Annotated in this window: 15 protein-coding genes; 5 read left to right on the top strand and 10 right to left on the bottom strand. The window is 71.0% G+C overall.

All coding sequences use genetic code 11. The features are described 5' to 3' along the window. Together Q0L15_RS10980 and ilvD are read right to left on the bottom strand one after the other, a co-directional pair. On the bottom strand, window positions 1-269 hold a 269-nt coding region (locus Q0L15_RS10980), incomplete at its 3' end, for a hypothetical protein (RefSeq protein ID WP_296604323.1). Further along, a complete protein-coding gene (ilvD, locus tag Q0L15_RS10985; RefSeq protein ID WP_296604324.1) occupies window positions 269-1,963 on the bottom strand; it encodes a dihydroxy-acid dehydratase in 1,695 nt (564 codons plus the stop codon). The genes ilvD and Q0L15_RS10980, both read right to left, overlap by 1 nt. A gap of 169 nt (window positions 1,964-2,132) precedes the next feature. Between ilvD and Q0L15_RS10990 the strand changes: the two genes are divergently transcribed. Next, window positions 2,133-2,876: an HAD family phosphatase gene (locus Q0L15_RS10990; RefSeq protein WP_296604369.1), complete on the top strand. Its 744-nt coding sequence runs from the start codon at window positions 2,133-2,135 to the stop codon at window positions 2,874-2,876. Continuing rightward, the gene (locus Q0L15_RS10995) at window positions 2,873-5,449 is read left to right on the top strand and encodes a glycosyl hydrolase family 65 protein (protein ID WP_296604326.1); all 2,577 of its coding nucleotides are present in this window, start codon (window positions 2,873-2,875) and stop codon (window positions 5,447-5,449) included. Before Q0L15_RS10990 ends, Q0L15_RS10995 begins: the two co-directional genes overlap by 4 nt. Before the next feature lie 35 nt (window positions 5,450-5,484). Here the strand turns inward: Q0L15_RS10995 and Q0L15_RS11000 are convergent, their stop codons facing one another. The 8 genes from Q0L15_RS11000 to Q0L15_RS11035 form a co-directional block, all read right to left on the bottom strand. Continuing rightward, a complete protein-coding gene (locus tag Q0L15_RS11000) occupies window positions 5,485-6,165 on the bottom strand; it encodes a 3-oxoacid CoA-transferase subunit B (protein WP_296604328.1) in 681 nt (226 codons plus the stop codon). Then, window positions 6,162-6,824 (bottom strand): 3-oxoacid CoA-transferase subunit A, encoded by a 663-nt coding sequence (locus tag Q0L15_RS11005; protein ID WP_296604329.1) that lies wholly within the window; start codon window positions 6,822-6,824, stop codon window positions 6,162-6,164. Before Q0L15_RS11005 ends, Q0L15_RS11000 begins: the two co-directional genes overlap by 4 nt. Further along, window positions 6,821-8,014, bottom strand: a complete 1,194-nt coding sequence (locus Q0L15_RS11010) for a thiolase family protein (protein WP_296604331.1) — start codon at window positions 8,012-8,014, stop codon at window positions 6,821-6,823. The genes Q0L15_RS11005 and Q0L15_RS11010 overlap by 4 nt, the downstream gene beginning before the upstream one ends. A gap of 74 nt (window positions 8,015-8,088) precedes the next feature. Beyond that, window positions 8,089-9,099, bottom strand: a complete 1,011-nt coding sequence (locus tag Q0L15_RS11015; RefSeq protein WP_296604333.1) for a cyclase family protein — start codon at window positions 9,097-9,099, stop codon at window positions 8,089-8,091. Then, window positions 9,096-10,064: an LLM class flavin-dependent oxidoreductase gene (locus tag Q0L15_RS11020; RefSeq protein ID WP_296604335.1), complete on the bottom strand. Its 969-nt coding sequence runs from the start codon at window positions 10,062-10,064 to the stop codon at window positions 9,096-9,098. The genes Q0L15_RS11015 and Q0L15_RS11020 overlap by 4 nt, the downstream gene beginning before the upstream one ends. Further along, window positions 10,065-11,150: an ABC transporter substrate-binding protein gene (locus tag Q0L15_RS11025; RefSeq protein ID WP_296604336.1), complete on the bottom strand. Its 1,086-nt coding sequence runs from the start codon at window positions 11,148-11,150 to the stop codon at window positions 10,065-10,067. Window positions 11,151-11,155: 5 nt separating this feature from the next. Next, window positions 11,156-12,049: a hypothetical protein gene (locus tag Q0L15_RS11030; protein WP_296604337.1), complete on the bottom strand. Its 894-nt coding sequence runs from the start codon at window positions 12,047-12,049 to the stop codon at window positions 11,156-11,158. Between the two features lie 5 nt (window positions 12,050-12,054). After that, the gene (locus Q0L15_RS11035) at window positions 12,055-12,945 is read right to left on the bottom strand and encodes a DUF6282 family protein (protein WP_296604339.1); all 891 of its coding nucleotides are present in this window, start codon (window positions 12,943-12,945) and stop codon (window positions 12,055-12,057) included. 209 nt (window positions 12,946-13,154) lie between these two features. Here Q0L15_RS11035 and Q0L15_RS11040 point away from each other — a divergent pair, with 209 nt between their 5' ends. Genes Q0L15_RS11040 through Q0L15_RS11050 form a run of 3 tightly spaced genes read left to right on the top strand, consistent with a single transcriptional unit; the run spans window position 13,155 to window position 15,688 of the window. Further along, entirely contained in the window at window positions 13,155-13,946 is a 792-nt protein-coding gene (locus tag Q0L15_RS11040) for a helix-turn-helix domain-containing protein (RefSeq protein WP_296604340.1), read from the top strand. A 45-nt stretch (window positions 13,947-13,991) separates the two neighbouring features. Continuing rightward, complete coding sequence (locus Q0L15_RS11045) at window positions 13,992-14,792, top strand: ABC transporter ATP-binding protein (protein ID WP_296604342.1); 801 nt, start codon at window positions 13,992-13,994, stop codon at window positions 14,790-14,792. Window positions 14,793-14,800: 8 nt separating this feature from the next. After that, a complete protein-coding gene (locus tag Q0L15_RS11050; protein WP_296604343.1) occupies window positions 14,801-15,688 on the top strand; it encodes an ABC transporter permease in 888 nt (295 codons plus the stop codon). Window positions 15,689-15,690: the final 2 nt, after the last annotated feature.

Below are 15,690 nucleotides of genomic sequence, written 5' to 3' on the forward strand. Positions count from 1 at the left end.
ACCAGGAAGTGGTGGCCGCCGAAGACCTTCGTGCCGCCGCCGGGGAGCGACGCCGTCGGCGGCGGGCCCGGGCGGTCGCCACCCGGGGAAGCTGCGGGGGTCTCGACATCGGTCGGCGCCGGGGCGCCTCCCTGCTCGACCTGCGACGACGGGCCTTCGTCCACGTCGGCCGCGTCGGACTCCTCCTGGCCGACGCCCCACGCGACCACCAGCAGGCCGACGATCGCGAGCAGGACCAGGAAGAGGACCGGCGCGCGCTCGTCGCGCATCAGCCGGTGATGGCCCCGTGGGCCGCCGACTGCACGATCTTGGCGTACTTGCCGAGCACGCCGCGGGTGTACTTGGGCGGGTTGGGCTCCCAGCCGTCCTTGCGCCTCTCCCACTCGGCCTCGTCGCCCATGTCGACCTCGAGCAGCCGGTTGGCGACGTCGAGGGTGATCTGGTCGCCGTCGCGCACGAACGCGATCGGGCCGCCGTCGACCGCCTCGGGCGCGATGTGCCCGACGCAGAGGCCGGTGGTGCCGCCGGAGAACCGACCGTCGGTGATGAGCAGGACGTCCTTGCCGAGCCCGGCGCCCTTGATCGCACCGGTGATCGCGAGCATCTCGCGCATGCCCGGGCCGCCCTTGGGGCCCTCGTAGCGGATGACGACCACGTCGCGAGGCTTGATCTCGCCGGCCTCGAGGGCGTCCATCGCGGCGCGCTCGCCGTCGAAGACGCGGGCGGTGCCGGTGAACACGGAGTCGTCGAAGCCCGCGGTCTTGACCACGGCGCCCTCGGGGGCCAGGGACCCCTTGAGGATCGTGAGGCCGCCGGTCTTGTGGATCGGCCGGTCGAGGCTGCGGATGACCTCGTCGTCGAGGGCCGGCGGGGCCAGGTCCTCGAGGTTCTCGGCCAGCGTCTTGCCGGTGACGGTCAGGGCGTCGCCGTGCATGAGGCCGGCGTCGAGCAGCGCCTTCATCACCACGGGGATGCCGCCGATCTTGTCGACGTCGTTCATCACGTACTTGCCGAACGGCTTGAGGTCGCCGAGGTGCGGGACCTTGTCGCCGATCCGGTTGAAGTCGTCGATGGTGAGGTCGACGTCGGCCTCGCGGGCCATCGCCAGCAGGTGCAGCACGGCGTTGGTCGAGCCGCCGAGCGCCATCGCCACGGTGATCGCGTTCTCGAACGCCTCACGGGTCATGATCTGGCGGGCGGTGATGCCCTGGCGCAGGAGGTTGACCACGGCCTCGCCCGAGCGGTGGGCGAACCCGTCGCGGCGCCGGTCGACGGCCGGCGGGGCCGCCGAGCCCGGGAGCGACATGCCGATCGCCTCGGCGATCGAGGCCATCGTGTTCGCGGTGTACATGCCGCCGCAGGCCCCCTCGCCCGGGCAGATCGCCCGCTCGATGCGGTCGACCTCGTCGCGGGTGATCTTGCCGGCCAGGCAGGCGCCGACCGCCTCGAAGGCGTCGATGATCGTGACGTCGTTGCCGTCGACCTGGCCGGGCATCGTGGAGCCGGCGTAGAGGAAGACGCTGGCGAGGTCGAGCCGGGCGGCGGCCATCATCATGCCGGGCAGCGACTTGTCGCAGCCGGCCAGCAGCACCGAGCCGTCGAGCCGCTCGGCCATCATCACGGTCTCGACGGAGTCCGCGATCACCTCGCGGGAGACCAGCGAGAAGTGCATGCCCTCGTGGCCCATGGAGATGCCGTCGGAGACCGAGATCGTGCCGAACTCCAGCGGGTAGCCCCCAGCCGCGTGCACGCCGTTCTTGGCGGCCTTGGCCAGCCGGTCGAGCGAGAGGTTGCACGGGGTGATCTCGTTCCAGCTCGACGCGACGCCGATCTGGGGCTTGGCGAAGTCCTCGTCGCCCATGCCGACCGCGCGGAGCATGCCTCGCGCGGCGGCCTTCTCCAGGCCGTCGGTGACGTCGCGGGAGCGGGGCTTGATGTCGGGGCGCGAGGTGGGCTCGGTCATGCGCTCAGGGTATTCCGGACCGCGAGCGGGGTCTCGACAGGCTCGACCACCGAGAAGCGCGGCCCTCCCGGCCGGACGCGGGACCAAGGTCCGTCGACGACAGGACGTCCGCGCGCCGTTTGTGGTCGTCGGCAGCCGGGCGACCCCCTAACCTCTTCTGGTGAGTTCTGTGAGCTGGCGGCAGTACGACGCCGTGCTGTTCGACCTTGACGGCGTGGTCACCCCCACCGCCGAGGTGCACATGCGCGCCTGGTCGGAGATGTTCAACGCGTTCCTGTCCTCCTGGGCGGGAGGCGGCGACACCTCGCCGTACACCGAGGACGACTACTTCGCCCACGTCGACGGCAAGCCCCGCTACGACGGCGTGCGCGACCTGCTGTCCGCACGCGGGATCGTCCTCCCCGAGGGCAGCCCCGCCGACCCCGGCACCGCGGACACCGTCTGCGGCCTGGGCAACCGCAAGAACGACGCGTTCAACGTCGTCCTCGAGCGCGACGGCGTCACGGCCTACCCGGGCTCGGTCCTGCTGCTCGACCACCTGCGCGGTCTCGGCCTGCCACTGGCGGTCGTGTCGTCGTCGGCCAACGCCCCCGCGGTGCTGGCGGCGGCCGGGCTGGCCGACCGCTTCCAGACGGTCGTGAGCGGCACCGTCGCGCACGAGCTCGGCCTGCCGGGCAAGCCCGCGCCCGACACCTTCGTGCACGCCGCTCAGGTGCTCGGGGCCACGGCCGATCGGTCTGTCGTGCTGGAGGACGCCGTGTCGGGAGTGCGCGCGGGCGCCGCCGGCGGCTTCGGGCTGGTGATCGGGGTCGACCGCGGTGCCGGTCACGCGACCCTGACCGACGCCGGCGCGACCGTCGTCGTCACCGACCTGGCCGAGCTGGTCCCCGACGCGTCGGAGGTCGACCGGTGACGCGCAGCTTCGGTCAGGAGGTCGGGCCCGACCCGCTCGACCGAGGACGATTCCCCGCCAACCCGTGGGCGTTGGTCGAGACGGGCTACAGCCCCGTCGACCTGGGCGTGACCGAGACGCTGTTCTCGGTCGCCAACGGCTACCTCGGGATGCGCGGCAACCCCGAGGAGGGGCGCCCGTCGTACGCCCACGGGACGTTCGTCAACGGCTTCCACGAGACCTGGCCGATCCGGCACGCGGAGGCCGCGTTCGGGTTCGCCCAGACCGGCCAGACGATCGTCAACGCGCCGGACACGATGGTCCTCAAGATCTACGTCGACGACGAGCCGCTGACGTTCGGCACGGCCGACCTGGAGCACTACGAGCGGTGCCTGGACTTCCGCGACGGCATCTTGCGCCGCCACCTGATCTGGCGCACGCCGTCGGGCAAGCGGGTGCGCATCGACTCCACCCGCATGGTGTCGATGACGCAGCGGCACCTCGCGATCATGAGCCTCGAGGTCGAGATGCTCAGCGGCGACGCCCCGGTGGTGATCTCCTCCCAGATCCTCAACCGACAAGACGGCCTGGACGAGTACCGCGCGGTCCACCCCACGGGCGGCGAGATGGTCGACCCCCGCCGGGCCCAGACGTTCGGCGAGCGGGTGCTCGTCCCACGGCTCGGCTACGCCAGCCAGGACCGGATGGCACTCGGCTTCCGGTGCGCGCACTCCGGGATGACCATCGCCGTCGCGGCCGACCACGTGCTCGAGACCACCGACGAGCACGAGGCGCTCGCCCGGCACGAGGACGACCAGGCCAAGATGGTCTTCCGCGTCGACGCCACCCAGGGCACGACGATGCGGGTGCAGAAGACCGTGGCCTACCACACCTCCCGGGTCGCGCCGGTGCGCGAGCTCTCCGATCGCTGCGACCGCACCCTCGACCGGGCGCGACGGCACGGCGTCGAGCGCTGCCTCGCCGACCAGCGCGCGTGGTACGCCGACTTCTGGGCGGCCGCCGACGTGGAGGTGACCTGCGAGACGCCGGAGCAGCTCGCCATCCAGCAGGCCATCCGCTTCAACCTGTTCAGCCTCGCCCAGGCGACCGGCCGCATCGACGGCCTCGGCGTACCCGCGAAGGGGCTGACCGGCTCGGGATACGAGGGCCACTACTTCTGGGACACCGAGATCTACGTGGTGCCCTTCTTGACCTACACGCGGCCCGAGGTCGCGCGCAACGCCCTGCACTTCCGCTCGGTGATGTTGCCCGCGGCGCGCGAACGGGCGCGAGAGATGGCGTTGAGCGGCGCGATGTACCCCTGGCGCACGATCAACGGCGAGGAGGCGTCGGCCTACTACGCCGCCGGCAGCGCGCAGGTGCACATCGACGCCGACATCGCCTACGCGGTGACGAAGTACGTCCGCGCCACGGGCGACCACGGCTTCCTGCTCCGCGAGGGCATCGACATCCTGGTCGAGACCTCCCGCATGTGGGCCGACCTCGGTTTCTGGCGCAGCAACGGTGAGCCGTCGTTCCACATCCACGGCGTCACCGGCCCCGACGAGTACACGACGGTCGTCAACAACAACCTGTTCACCAACGTGATGGCCCGCTTCAACCTCGAGCAGGCCGTCGAGGCGCTGGAGTGGATCCGCGCCGAGCACCCCGACGACTACGTCCGGGTCGCCGCCCGGTTGCACCTGGACCCCGACGAGGTCGCGGAGTGGCGCCGGTGCGCGGAGGGCATGACGATCCCCTACGACGAGGGGCTCGGCATCCACCCGCAGGACGACTTCTTCCTCGACCGCGAGGTCTGGGACCTCTCCCGCACGCCCGTGGAGCTGCGGCCGCTGCTGCTGCACTACCACCCGCTGGTGATCTACCGGTTCCAGGTGCTCAAGCAGGCCGACGTGGTGCTGGCGCTGTTCCTCCAGGGCGACCGGTTCACCCTGGAGGAGAAGCGTGCCGACTTCGAGTACTACGACCCGATCACCACCGGTGACTCGACGCTGTCAGCGGTCGTGCAGTCGGTGATCGCAGCCGAGGTCGGCTACCACGAGGCGGCGCTGCACTACTTCCACGAGTCGCTCTACGTGGACCTCGCCAACCTGCACGGCAACACCGTCGACGGCCTGCACGTCGCCTCGACGGGCGGCGTGTGGAGCGCGCTGGCCTTCGGGTTCGGCGGCATGCGCGACCACGGCGGCCGGCTCAGCTTCGAGCCGCGACTGCCCCTCACCTGGCCGGGCCTGACGTTCCGCGTGTGCTGGCAGGGCTCGCGGATGCAGGTCGAGCTCACCCAGGACCGGGTGGTCTTCACGATCGTCGAGGGCGAGTCGGACGTCCCGGTCCGGGTCCGCGGCACCGACCACGTCGTCGCCAAGGGCGCGCCCGTGGTCGTCGAGCTCCCCGACCAGGGTGACCGGATCGACGGGTTGCTCGGCGAGCACCCGATCATCGGCGGCACCCGCGCCGACGGCAGCACGATCACGGCCGGGGTGCCCGAGCCGATCCAGCCGCCGCCCGACGACCTGGACATGACCGGCGAGCTGCCGGCGTACGTGGACACCGCGCCGCCGCTGGCGCCGTAGGGCTCAGTCCTGCAGCGCGGACCCGGCCGGGCCGATCAGGGGTACCCGCGGACGAGCGGGACCTCGACGCGCGTGCACAGCTCGTCGTACGAGAGCCCCCAGGTCTCGCGGACGACGACGGCTCGCGCGGTGATCTCGAAGGTCGCGACGTCGGTGTAGACGCGGTCGACGCACCGCAGGGCGGTGAGGGGGTAGCTGCACGACGGCACCAGCTTGGCGGTGCCCGCCTTGGTGAACAGCGACATCATCACGAACACCTGCCGGGCCCCGACGGCGAGGTCCATCGCGCCGCCGACCGCCGGGACGGCGTCCGGGTCGCCGGTGTGCCAGTTGGCGAGGTCACCGGTCGCAGACACCTGGAAGGCGCCCAGCACGCAGAGGTCGAGGTGGCCGCCGCGCATCATCGCGAAGGAGTCGGCGTGGTGGAAGTACGCCGCACCCGGCAGCTCGGTCACGGGTTCCTTGCCGGCGTTGAGCAGGTCGAGGTCGACCGCATCGCCGGACGCCAGCGGTCCCATGCCGAGCATCCCGTTCTCGGTGTGCAGGGTGACCCCGGAGTCCGGGGCGAGGTGGTTGGCCACCAGGGTCGGTTGGCCGATCCCGAGGTTGACGTACCAGCCCGGCCGGATGTCGCGGGCGACCACCCCCGCCAGCTCGTCTCGGCCCAGCGGGCCGCGGTCGGTGTGCTCGTCGAGGTTCGCGTCGGCCACGGTCATGCCGGCACCCGGACGACCCGGTCGACGTAGATCCCCGGCGTGACGACGGCCTCGGGGTCGAGGTCGCCGACCTCGACGACGTGGCGCACCTCGGCGATCGTGGTGGTCGCCGCGGTGGCCATCACGGGACCGAAGTTGCGGCCGGTCTTGCGGTAGACGAGGTTGCCGCGCCGGTCGGCGACGTGGGCGCCGATGAGCGCCACGTCGCCGGCGATCGGGTACTCCAGGACGTAGGTGCGTCCCCCGATCTCGCGGGTCTCCTTGCCCTCGGCGAGCATCGTGCCCACCCCCGTCGGACAGTAGAAGGCCCCGATCCCGGCGCCGGCCGCGCGCATCCGCTCGGCGAGGTTGCCCTGCGGGACGACCTCGAGCTCGATGCGGCCCGAGCGGTAGAGCCCGTCGAAGACCCACGAGTCGGCCTGACGCGGGAACGAGCACAAGATCTTGCGGACCCGCCCGGCCGCGAGCAGGGCGGCGAGCCCGGTGTCGGCGTTGCCGGCGTTGTTGGAGACGACCGTGAGGTCCGTGGCTCCCTGGCGGATCAGCGCGTCGATGAGGTGGACCGGCATCCCGGCCATCCCGAACCCGCCGACCAGCACCGTGGAGCCGTCGGCGACGCCGGCGACGGCCTCGTCCGCCGAGTCGCAGACCACGCTCACGCGACGTTCTCCAGCACGACGGCCAGCCCCTGTCCCACGCCGATGCAGATCGCGGCCACTCCCCAGCGCTCACCGGACTCCGCGAGCCGGGCGGCGAGCGTGCCGACGATGCGCCCGCCGGACGCGCCCAGAGGGTGCCCGATGGCGATCGCTCCGCCCTTGGCGTTGACGACCTCGGGGTCGCGCAGCCCGGCCTCGAGCCACGCGTCGACACAGGCGATGCTCTGGACCGCGAACGCCTCGTTCAGCTCGACCGCACCGACGTCGCCCCAGGTGATCCCGGCTCGCGCCAGCGCCGCGTTGGCCGCCTCGACCGGCGCGTAGCCGAACGCCTGCGGCTCCAGGGCCGACCAGCCGCGCCCGGCGATGCGGGCGACCGGGTCGCGGCCGATGGCGCCGGCCGCCACCTCGGAGCCGATGAGCACCGCACTCGCGCCGTCGTTGAGGGGCGAGCAGTTGCCCGCCGTCAGCGTCCCGTCGGGGCGGAACGACGGCTTCAGCGCAGCCAGCGCCTCCACGGTGCTCTCGGGCCGGATGCACTCGTCGCGTGCGAGGTCCGCCCCCGGGACCGGCACCACCAGGTCGTCGTAGAAGCCCTTGGCCCACGCCTCGGCAGCGAGCCGGTGGGAGCGTACGGCGAACTCGTCCTGGCGCTCCCGGGAGATCGAGAACCGCTCCTGCAGCTGCTCGTTGCACTCCCCCAGCGACGCCGTCCACTCGCTCGGCATCCGCGGGTTGACCAGCCGCCAGCCCAGCGTCGTGGACACGGCGGTGACGTTCCCGGCGGGGAACGCCCGCGTCGGCTTGGGCAGCACCCACGGCGCGCGGGTCATGGACTCCACTCCCCCGGCGACCACGACGTCGGCATCACCGACCTCGACCGTCCGCGAGGCCATCATGGCCGCGTCGAGCGAGGACCCGCAGAGCCGGTTGACCGTCGTCGCGGTCACGCTGACCGGCAGCCCCGCGAGGAGCACGGCCATCCGGCCGACGTTGCGGTTGTCCTCGCCGGCGCCGTTGGCGTTGCCCCAGAACACGTCGCTGACCTGCGCGGGGTCCAGCGCGGGCGCGCGGCCCATCAGCGCCTCCAGCGCGACCGCCGCGAGGTCGTCGGGCCGGGTCTGGGCCAGGGCACCGTTGAACTTCCCGAAGGGTGTCCTCACCGAGGCGTAGAGGAAGGCGTCGTGCACGTGCTTGCTCCGATCTGTGTGAGCCCCCTCTGCGGGGGCCGTGGGGGCTGGCTGGGGAACGGCGTGAGCGGACCTCACTTGATCGCCATGGCGTTGGGCGGCGAACCGACGCCGCCGACGAGGTTGAGGGGCTTGGCGGTGAGGAGGAACTCGAAGACCCCGTCGCGCGCGCAGTCGTCGGCGAGCGCCTCGAGGTTCCACAGCTCCCCGAGGGAGAGGCCGAGGAGCGCGATCAGCGGCCGGTGCATCATGCCGTTGTGCAGCACCCCGCGTTCGGGGGCGGGCTCGTCGGGGTCGACGAGCCCTGAGTCGGGGTCGACCGGGTGGGCCTCCACCCCGGAGTCGTCCGAGGCCACCATCGCGAGCTGGCGGTCCCACAGCCAGGCGATCATCTCCTCCGACTGCGCCAGCCCAGGGTGGCGGATCCGGGTCGAGAACGCCGCCCGCTCGGAGTCGCTGAGCGTCTCGATGTAGTACGCCGCCCAGCCGGTGCGCAGCAGGAGGATGTCACCGCTGCGAAGCTCCAGGCCCTGCGCCGCGGCCGCGTCCTCCAGGTCGGCGGGGGTGAACATCTGGTTGGAGGCGAGGTCGATGGGCGTGCCGCGCCGCTCGAAGTGCCGCCCGAGGTCCAGGAGCACTCCGCGGCCCACGATGCCCTTCTCGGCGAGAAGCTGGATGCCCAGGCTCGGGGCGCCGACCGCGATGTCGTCGTCGGCCGCCCCGCCGTAGAAGCCGTGCCGGGGATGCCGGATGTGGCGCAGCGCGTCGATCTGGGAGCTGGACTGGAGGTAGAACGAGTCGAGCCAGTCGTCGCGGTGGTTCGGGTTGTTGGCGAAGATGTGGTGCTGCGCGGCCGGCCGGGTGCCGGACGGCGCGGGCCGGAACGCATTGACGGCGTAGTCGAGGTTGAAGATCCTGCCGGAGCGGACCAGGCGAGTCGCCTCCACCGCGTGCTCGGCGGTCAGGAAGTTCATCGTGCCCAGCTGGTCGTCGGTGCCGAAGACCCCCCAGCTCGACCCCGGAGGGCCGTCCGTGCGTGCCTTCAGCTCCGCATAGGTCGGCACGTCGCGTCGATCACCGATCATCCTGCGTCTCCTGCATCTGTGGGTGGTACGACGTGGTCCCCGACGAGGCTGATCGTGCGGTGCGCGATCTCCGCCGGGGTGCCCACCGGGGCGACCCGCAGCTGCAGCGAGGTGACCCCGGCGCGGGCGTAGCGAGCCACCGCGGCCGCGACCTCGGCGGGCGAGCCCACCAGCGGCAGCTCGACCGCTGCCGGCCCGTCCGCGCCCACCCAGGCCCCACGCCCGGTGTAGTAGTCGAGCGCCGGCGCGAAGTAGCGCGCGGCGAGGGCCCGAGCGGTGGCCGGGTCCTCGTGGACCAGGCAGAACCGCGTCGTGGCGACCTCGCCAGGGGCTTCGTGGGCCTGCTCGCCCCGCCGAGCCCAGAAGGCCGCTGCCTGCGTGGCGAGCAACCCGTCGGTGTAGTTGGTGGCGCCGTAGAACCCGTCCGCGAGATCGGCCGCGCGCCGTACGGACGCCGCGGTCTTGCCGCCGACCAGGATCCGCGGGCCACCCCGCTGGACCGGCGCGGGCACCGCCCTGACCCCGTCCGGCCCGGCGGAGGGCAGGTCCGACCACGCGGCACGCAGGATGGCCAGCGCTGCATCGAAGGCCGGCCCGGCCGGTGCGCCGGTGGAGACGCCGGCGCGCCGACCGACCTCGGGAGCACCGAGACCGATGCCGAGGGTGAACCGCCCCTCGCACAGCTGGTCGAGGAGCGCGGCCTCGTAGGCGAGCCGCTCGGGTGGGTGCGCCCGGAGCAGGAGGACCGCGGTGCCGAGGTGCAGCCGGGTCCGCCCGGCGAGGTGGCCGAGCACGATCAGCGACGCCGGGAGGTGGAAGGCCTCCGGCTGCCGGTGGTAGCTCTCCCCCACCCAGACGGAGTCGAGACCGTTGGCCTCCGCGTGTGCGAGCAGTGCGACGGTGTGGTCGACCTGAGCCCGGACCGGGTGGGCCGAGCTCAGGTCGACGGCGAGCCCGATGCGCATCTAGGAGGCGTCCGTGGCCTGCTGGCGGATCTCGTCGTGGTCGAAGTCGTTGATCTCCTCGAAGAACTCGTCGGTGTAGATCTCCGAGGCCGGATAGTCCCCGATCAGCCCGGCCGAGGCCATGAAGGCGAGCGCACTGGTGATGCCGTCCTCGGGGATCGTGAGCAGGTTCTCGCCGTCGAAGTCCTGCCCGTCGAGCCTCACCTCGAGACCCTTGACGGCCTTGGCCAGCGCCACGTCCTCCGGCTCGGACCCCCGGGTCTCGGGATAGAGCTCCCACAGGTCCCGGATCGCCGCCTCGGGATCGGCCTCGGCGAACACGAAGGCCTTCGCGACCGCGCGGCCGAACTTCTCCAGCTCCTCGGCCTTGTCGTCGATGACGCCCTGCTTGGCCGCGAAGCCGCCGCCCCAGGCGTTGGCCGTCTCGTCCACGGGGAGCGGGGTGAGGTCGATGCCCGCGTTCCTGATGTCCTGGTAGACCGTGTCCCACATCGCCAGCGCGTCGACCTTGCCGCTCTGGATCGCATTGATCTGCTGCGGGCCGACCCCGATCGGGACCAGCTGCGCCGCGGAGGAGTCCATGCCGTTGAGCTCCAGCGCGGTGCGGGCGAACGTCGACCCGGAGCTCGCGACGCTGGAGACGCCGATGCGCTTGCCGTCGAGGTCCTCGATGCTCGTCACGTCGGACCCCTCGGGCACCTGCAGGCTGTAGATCCACCTGGGCCAGTACGACGCGAAGTACTTCATGTCGAGGCCCTTCTCGTGACCGATGGCCACCGGCTCCACGGTCATCAGACCGACGTCCGCGCCACCCCCGGCGAGCTGCTGGAGTGCCTCGGTGGCCGAGGCGAACACGTTCATCTCGACGTCGAGTCCCTCGTCCTCGAAGTAGTGCTCCGCCTGGACCACGGCCATCACGGCGTACCCGGGGTTCCAGCCACCCGAGGCCATCGCGAACCGCAGAGAGGCCTGATCACCCGAGTCGCCACCCGAGCCTTCGTCGTCGGAACCGCAGGCCCCGAGCAAGGCGGCCGCGCACAGCAGCGCGGCCGTCCCGGACAGCGCCCTCCTGAATCGTCTGGTCATGGTCGTCAGCTCTCTCTCCGTGACTGGGGTGACTGGGGCAATGGGTAGGTCGCTTCGTTGAGCACGCGGCCCGGCGTCAGGGAGAAGTCCAGACGCGGTGGGCAGAAGATGTCGATGAGCTGGTTGACGCCCGCACCGACAGCCTCGCTCGTGTGGATCATCGGCGGGGGGATCACCGCGACCGACGGGCTCCCGCACCGCACGTGCTCGTCCTCGCGCCACTCCCGGCGGCTCTTCGACCAGGGCGTCCGCAGGTGGTGGACGTACTCCCCCTCCACGGCGAGCGAGCACTGCTCGAAGTCGTCGTGATGGTGCGGGGACAGGCTGTCGGGATCGCGCGGGCCGATCCGCGGCGACAAGAAGTTGACCATGAACGTGCTGCAGCGCAGCAGCTGCCCGGGTCGCACCTGGTCCTGGGTCACGGTCAGGTCGTCGAGCCGGTAGGCCCGGATCCGGTAGCCCTCGGGCGGGTCGGGCCAGGCGGCGAACGGCGCGACGTTCGGGTGAGGCACCCGATAGGCCTCGGCGTTGCCCGCCCGGCCGATCAGATCCGTGGACCGCGCGCTGACCAGGCGTACGACGGTGCACTCCTCGACAGCGGTGATCGTGCTGTGCCCCGGCGGGACCATCACGACGGCCCGCCCGGTCACCTTCTCGGCCTCGTCCCCGGCCCGCACCTCGACGCTGCACGAGTCGAAGGGGAGGATCACGACGTACTCGTCGGGCTGGTCGGCTCGAGTCAACGCGTCGCCGGCGACCAGCGTCGTGTAGGCGAGCGCGAAGTTGTGGCCGCGGAAGTACCACGTCGACGACCCGGCGGGGCTCGTCTCGTCGGGCGCGCCGGTGCCGAGGTCGGACCAGGTGGCGACGGGTGGGGTCTGGGGATCGGTCTTCGGCATCGGTGTCAGTCCTCCAGACCGAGCAGGAACGCGGGGTTGTCGCAGAAGACGAGGCGCAGAGACTTCTCGTCCAGCCCCAGGTCGAGCAGTGCGGACGCGACGCGGATGAAGGCGTCCACCGGCTTCGGGCGGTTCTCCTGACCCAGGTCGGAGGCGATCACCGTGTGCTCGGGGCCGACCTTCTCGATCCACTCCAGCAGCTGCTTGGGGTCCCACTTCTTGGTCCCCTCCGGGTCGTAGAACCCGGCCTCGTGCTCCACGAAGGCCCCGAGGGCGACCAGCTCGTGACACTTGTCCGGGTCGGCATCGACCACGTAGTCGGGGTGGTTGAGGAGCATCCGCTTGATGCCCTTGTCGCGTGCGGCCGTGAACAGCTGCGTGATCGAGTCGGGCGCCATGTGTCCGCCGGTGACCATCGCTCCGGTCTCCTTGACGAGGTCGAGCACGTCGAACACCTCCGAGATGAGCTCGCCGTTGCTCCGGTGCACCTCGACACGCTCGTTGGGCACCTCGACGATCGCGGACGGGAAGCCCACGCCCTCGGGGTGGCAGTCGATGTGCTGCTCCGCGGAGAGCGTCGGGAACCACACAGCCCGACCACCCATCCGCAACGACATCGCGACCGCGGACGGATTGATGCCACCCACGTGGTTGTTGAGGGCGATGCCGCCGAAGACCGGCACGGTGCTCTGCGCGAGTCGATCACTCATCGCCAGCAGGTCCATGACGGTGTTGTGGTGGTGGGACTTCACCAGCACGCCCCGCATGGCGAGGCGTTCGCCGTCCTTGGCGGCCTCCGCGTGGTCGAAGCGGCGCCGGAACGGGTTCGGCCCGGAGTGGCAGTGCAGGTCGACGCACCCGTGCAGGAGCGTCTCGATGGCGGGTGTCTGGGTCATGGATGTGCTCCCGTGTCGGTTGCGTCACACTGTTCGGATGTCAGACTCTGTGTTCGTTATGTGATCTGTCAAGAGCTTGATCCGATCGACTCCGATCATGAGTTCGAGCGCATTTCGTCCGAGAGTCTTGTGATGTCCGGCACAGCGTGCGTAGGCTCGGTGTCCGTAGTCCGAACACCAACTTCTCACTACGAACCAAGGAGTAGCCCGTGGCCCAGCCGCCGGTGGACGAGCAGGAGGACGGCTCGCCGTCGTCTCGCGAGCACGACATCCAGGCGGTCAGCCGCACCGCCCAGATCCTGGGCCTGTTCGCCCCGGACTCACCCGCGGTGTCGGTCGCTGACGCCACCCGCCGGCTGGGGATGAACCGCACGACGGTGCACCGCTACTTCAGCTCGATGATCGCCTCGGGACTGCTCGAGCGCATCGAGGGGACGACCCAGGTCCGTCCGGGCCGGTCGCTGCTACAGCTGGGCACCTTCGCCGTCAGCCAGCAGCAGATCATGCACCTCGCACCGGCCTACCTGCGCGAGCTCGCTCTCGAGGTCAAGGTCACCGCCGTGATGTCCCTCTGGGGCACCTCGGGACCGGTCGTCTCGCTCGTCGAGGAGGCCGAGCATCCGACGCTGGTGACCGTGCGCGTGGGCTCGCAGCTGGCGCTGGACACCTCACAGGCCAAGATCTTCCTGGCCTTCCTCGCCGACCAGTTCCACGCCGAGCGGCTCACCGGTGGACTCCCCGAGCCGCAGCGGACCCAGACCCGCACCCAGATCGAGGAGGCGCGCGAGCACGGGTTGAGCGGCAGCGTCAACCATCGCGGGATCTCCATCGTCGCAGGCCCGGTCTTCGGCGCCACCGGCATCTGCGCGGCGCTGGCGATCGTCGGGACGGAGCGGATGCTGTCCGCCGCGCTCGACTCCCGCGAGGCCACGGCGCTCAAGCGTGCCTGCCGAGGACTGACCAAGGAGATGGGCGGCACCTGGCCGTCGAGCCTCGCCTGACCGGCCGCCCCACGTCCCCCTGCCCGCCAACGAGAGGAGCCGCTCGTGTCCACGAGCGTCGAGATCGAGACCGACGAGGACTGCGCGATCAGCCTCGACTCACTGACCATGCTCTACCCCACGAAGTCGGGCGTCCCGGTCCGGGCCCTCGACGACGTGTCGCTGAAGGTCCGCGACGGCGAGTTCCTCTCGATCGTGGGGCCCAGCGGCTGCGGCAAGAGCACGCTGCTGCGCATCATCATGGGCCTGTCACGCCAGACCTCGGGCCACGTGAGGTTCGGCGCCACCTCGAGCACGCACCACAACCAGCTCGGCATGGTCTTCCAGCAGCCGCTGCTCCTGCCGTGGCGGACGGTGCTGAAGAACCTGATGGTCTCGCCCGACCTCCACGGCAAGAGGGACGACAACACCCGCGCCCGAGCCACCGAGCTGTTGCGGATGCTCGGCCTCGAGGAGTTCGCGGGGCGCTACCCCAACGAGCTGTCCGGCGGCATGCAGCAGCGGGTCGGCATCGGCCGAGCGCTCATGCACGACCCCCGCATCCTGCTGATGGACGAGCCGTTCGGGGCCCTGGACGCCATGACGCGTGACCAGATGGGTCTCGACCTGCTCGACATCTGGGACCACGACCGCAAGACGGTCCTGTTCGTCACCCACAGCATTCCCGAGGCCGTCCTGCTCGCGGACCGGGTCGTCGTGATGACGCCCCGACCGGGTCGGCTAGCCGACGTCGTCGACGTCCCACTGCCGCGGCCGCGCCGGCTCGAGAACATCAACACGCCCGAGTTCGGCGAGGTGGTCATGCGCATCCGCAAGCTCCTCGACTCCGAGCACAGCGCCCACTAGGAGGAGCGATGTCCGCCCACACCGCGAGCGGCCGCGACCGCAGGTCCGCGAGCACGGCCGCAGCAGCACCACCGGCCGATCCCGAGACGGCGACCATCGACGTCCCGCCGCGCCAGCGCCGCCGCCTGCCCGGCGCGGTCTACAGCACGGCGGTGTTCGCCGGGCTGCTGCTGGCCTGGCAGCTGGCCGTCAAGGTCTTCGACGTCTCCGAGATCCTGGTGCCGACCCCTCTGGCCGTCGGTCGGTCGCTGGTCGACGGGTTCCAGGACGGCATCCTCGTGACGCACGCGATCGTGACGCTCGAGGAGGTCGTCTACGGGTTCGGCCTCGCCGTCGGCTCGGCGTTGCTCTCGGCCGTGCTGATCACCCAGTTCCGGCCGGTCGAGCGGGTCCTCTTCCCGTTGCTGGTGCTGACGCAGACCATCCCCAAGGTCGCGATGGCGCCGCTGCTGATCGTGTGGTTCGGGATCGGGACCACCTCGAAGGTGCTCACCGTCGCCCTCATCGCCTTCTTCCCGCTGCTCATCAACTCCGTGCTCGGATTCCGGTCGGCCCCGCACGACCAGGTCGAGATGCTCCGGTCCTTCGGGGCCTCACGACTCCAGGTACTGCGCTACCTGCGCATCCCCTCGGCCCTCCCCCACATCTTCGCCGGCCTCGAAGTCGCGGTGATCCTTGCCGTCACCGGCGCCGTCGTGGCGGAGTTCGTCGGCAGCTCCGAGGGCCTGGGCTACCTGATCCAGGCCAGCAACTTCACCCTCGACGTCGCGCGCACCTTCGCGGTGATCGTCGTGCTGTCGGCGATCGGCATGCTCCTGCACGCGATCGTCGTCCACCTGGGCAAGTGGCTGGTCTTCTGGACCGAGAGCCCCACGACCTCCGGCATCGAGAGCTGAGC

The sequence above is a fragment of the Nocardioides sp. genome, assembly GCF_024509035.1.
In the GTDB taxonomy this organism is placed as follows: domain Bacteria; phylum Actinomycetota; class Actinomycetes; order Propionibacteriales; family Nocardioidaceae; genus Nocardioides.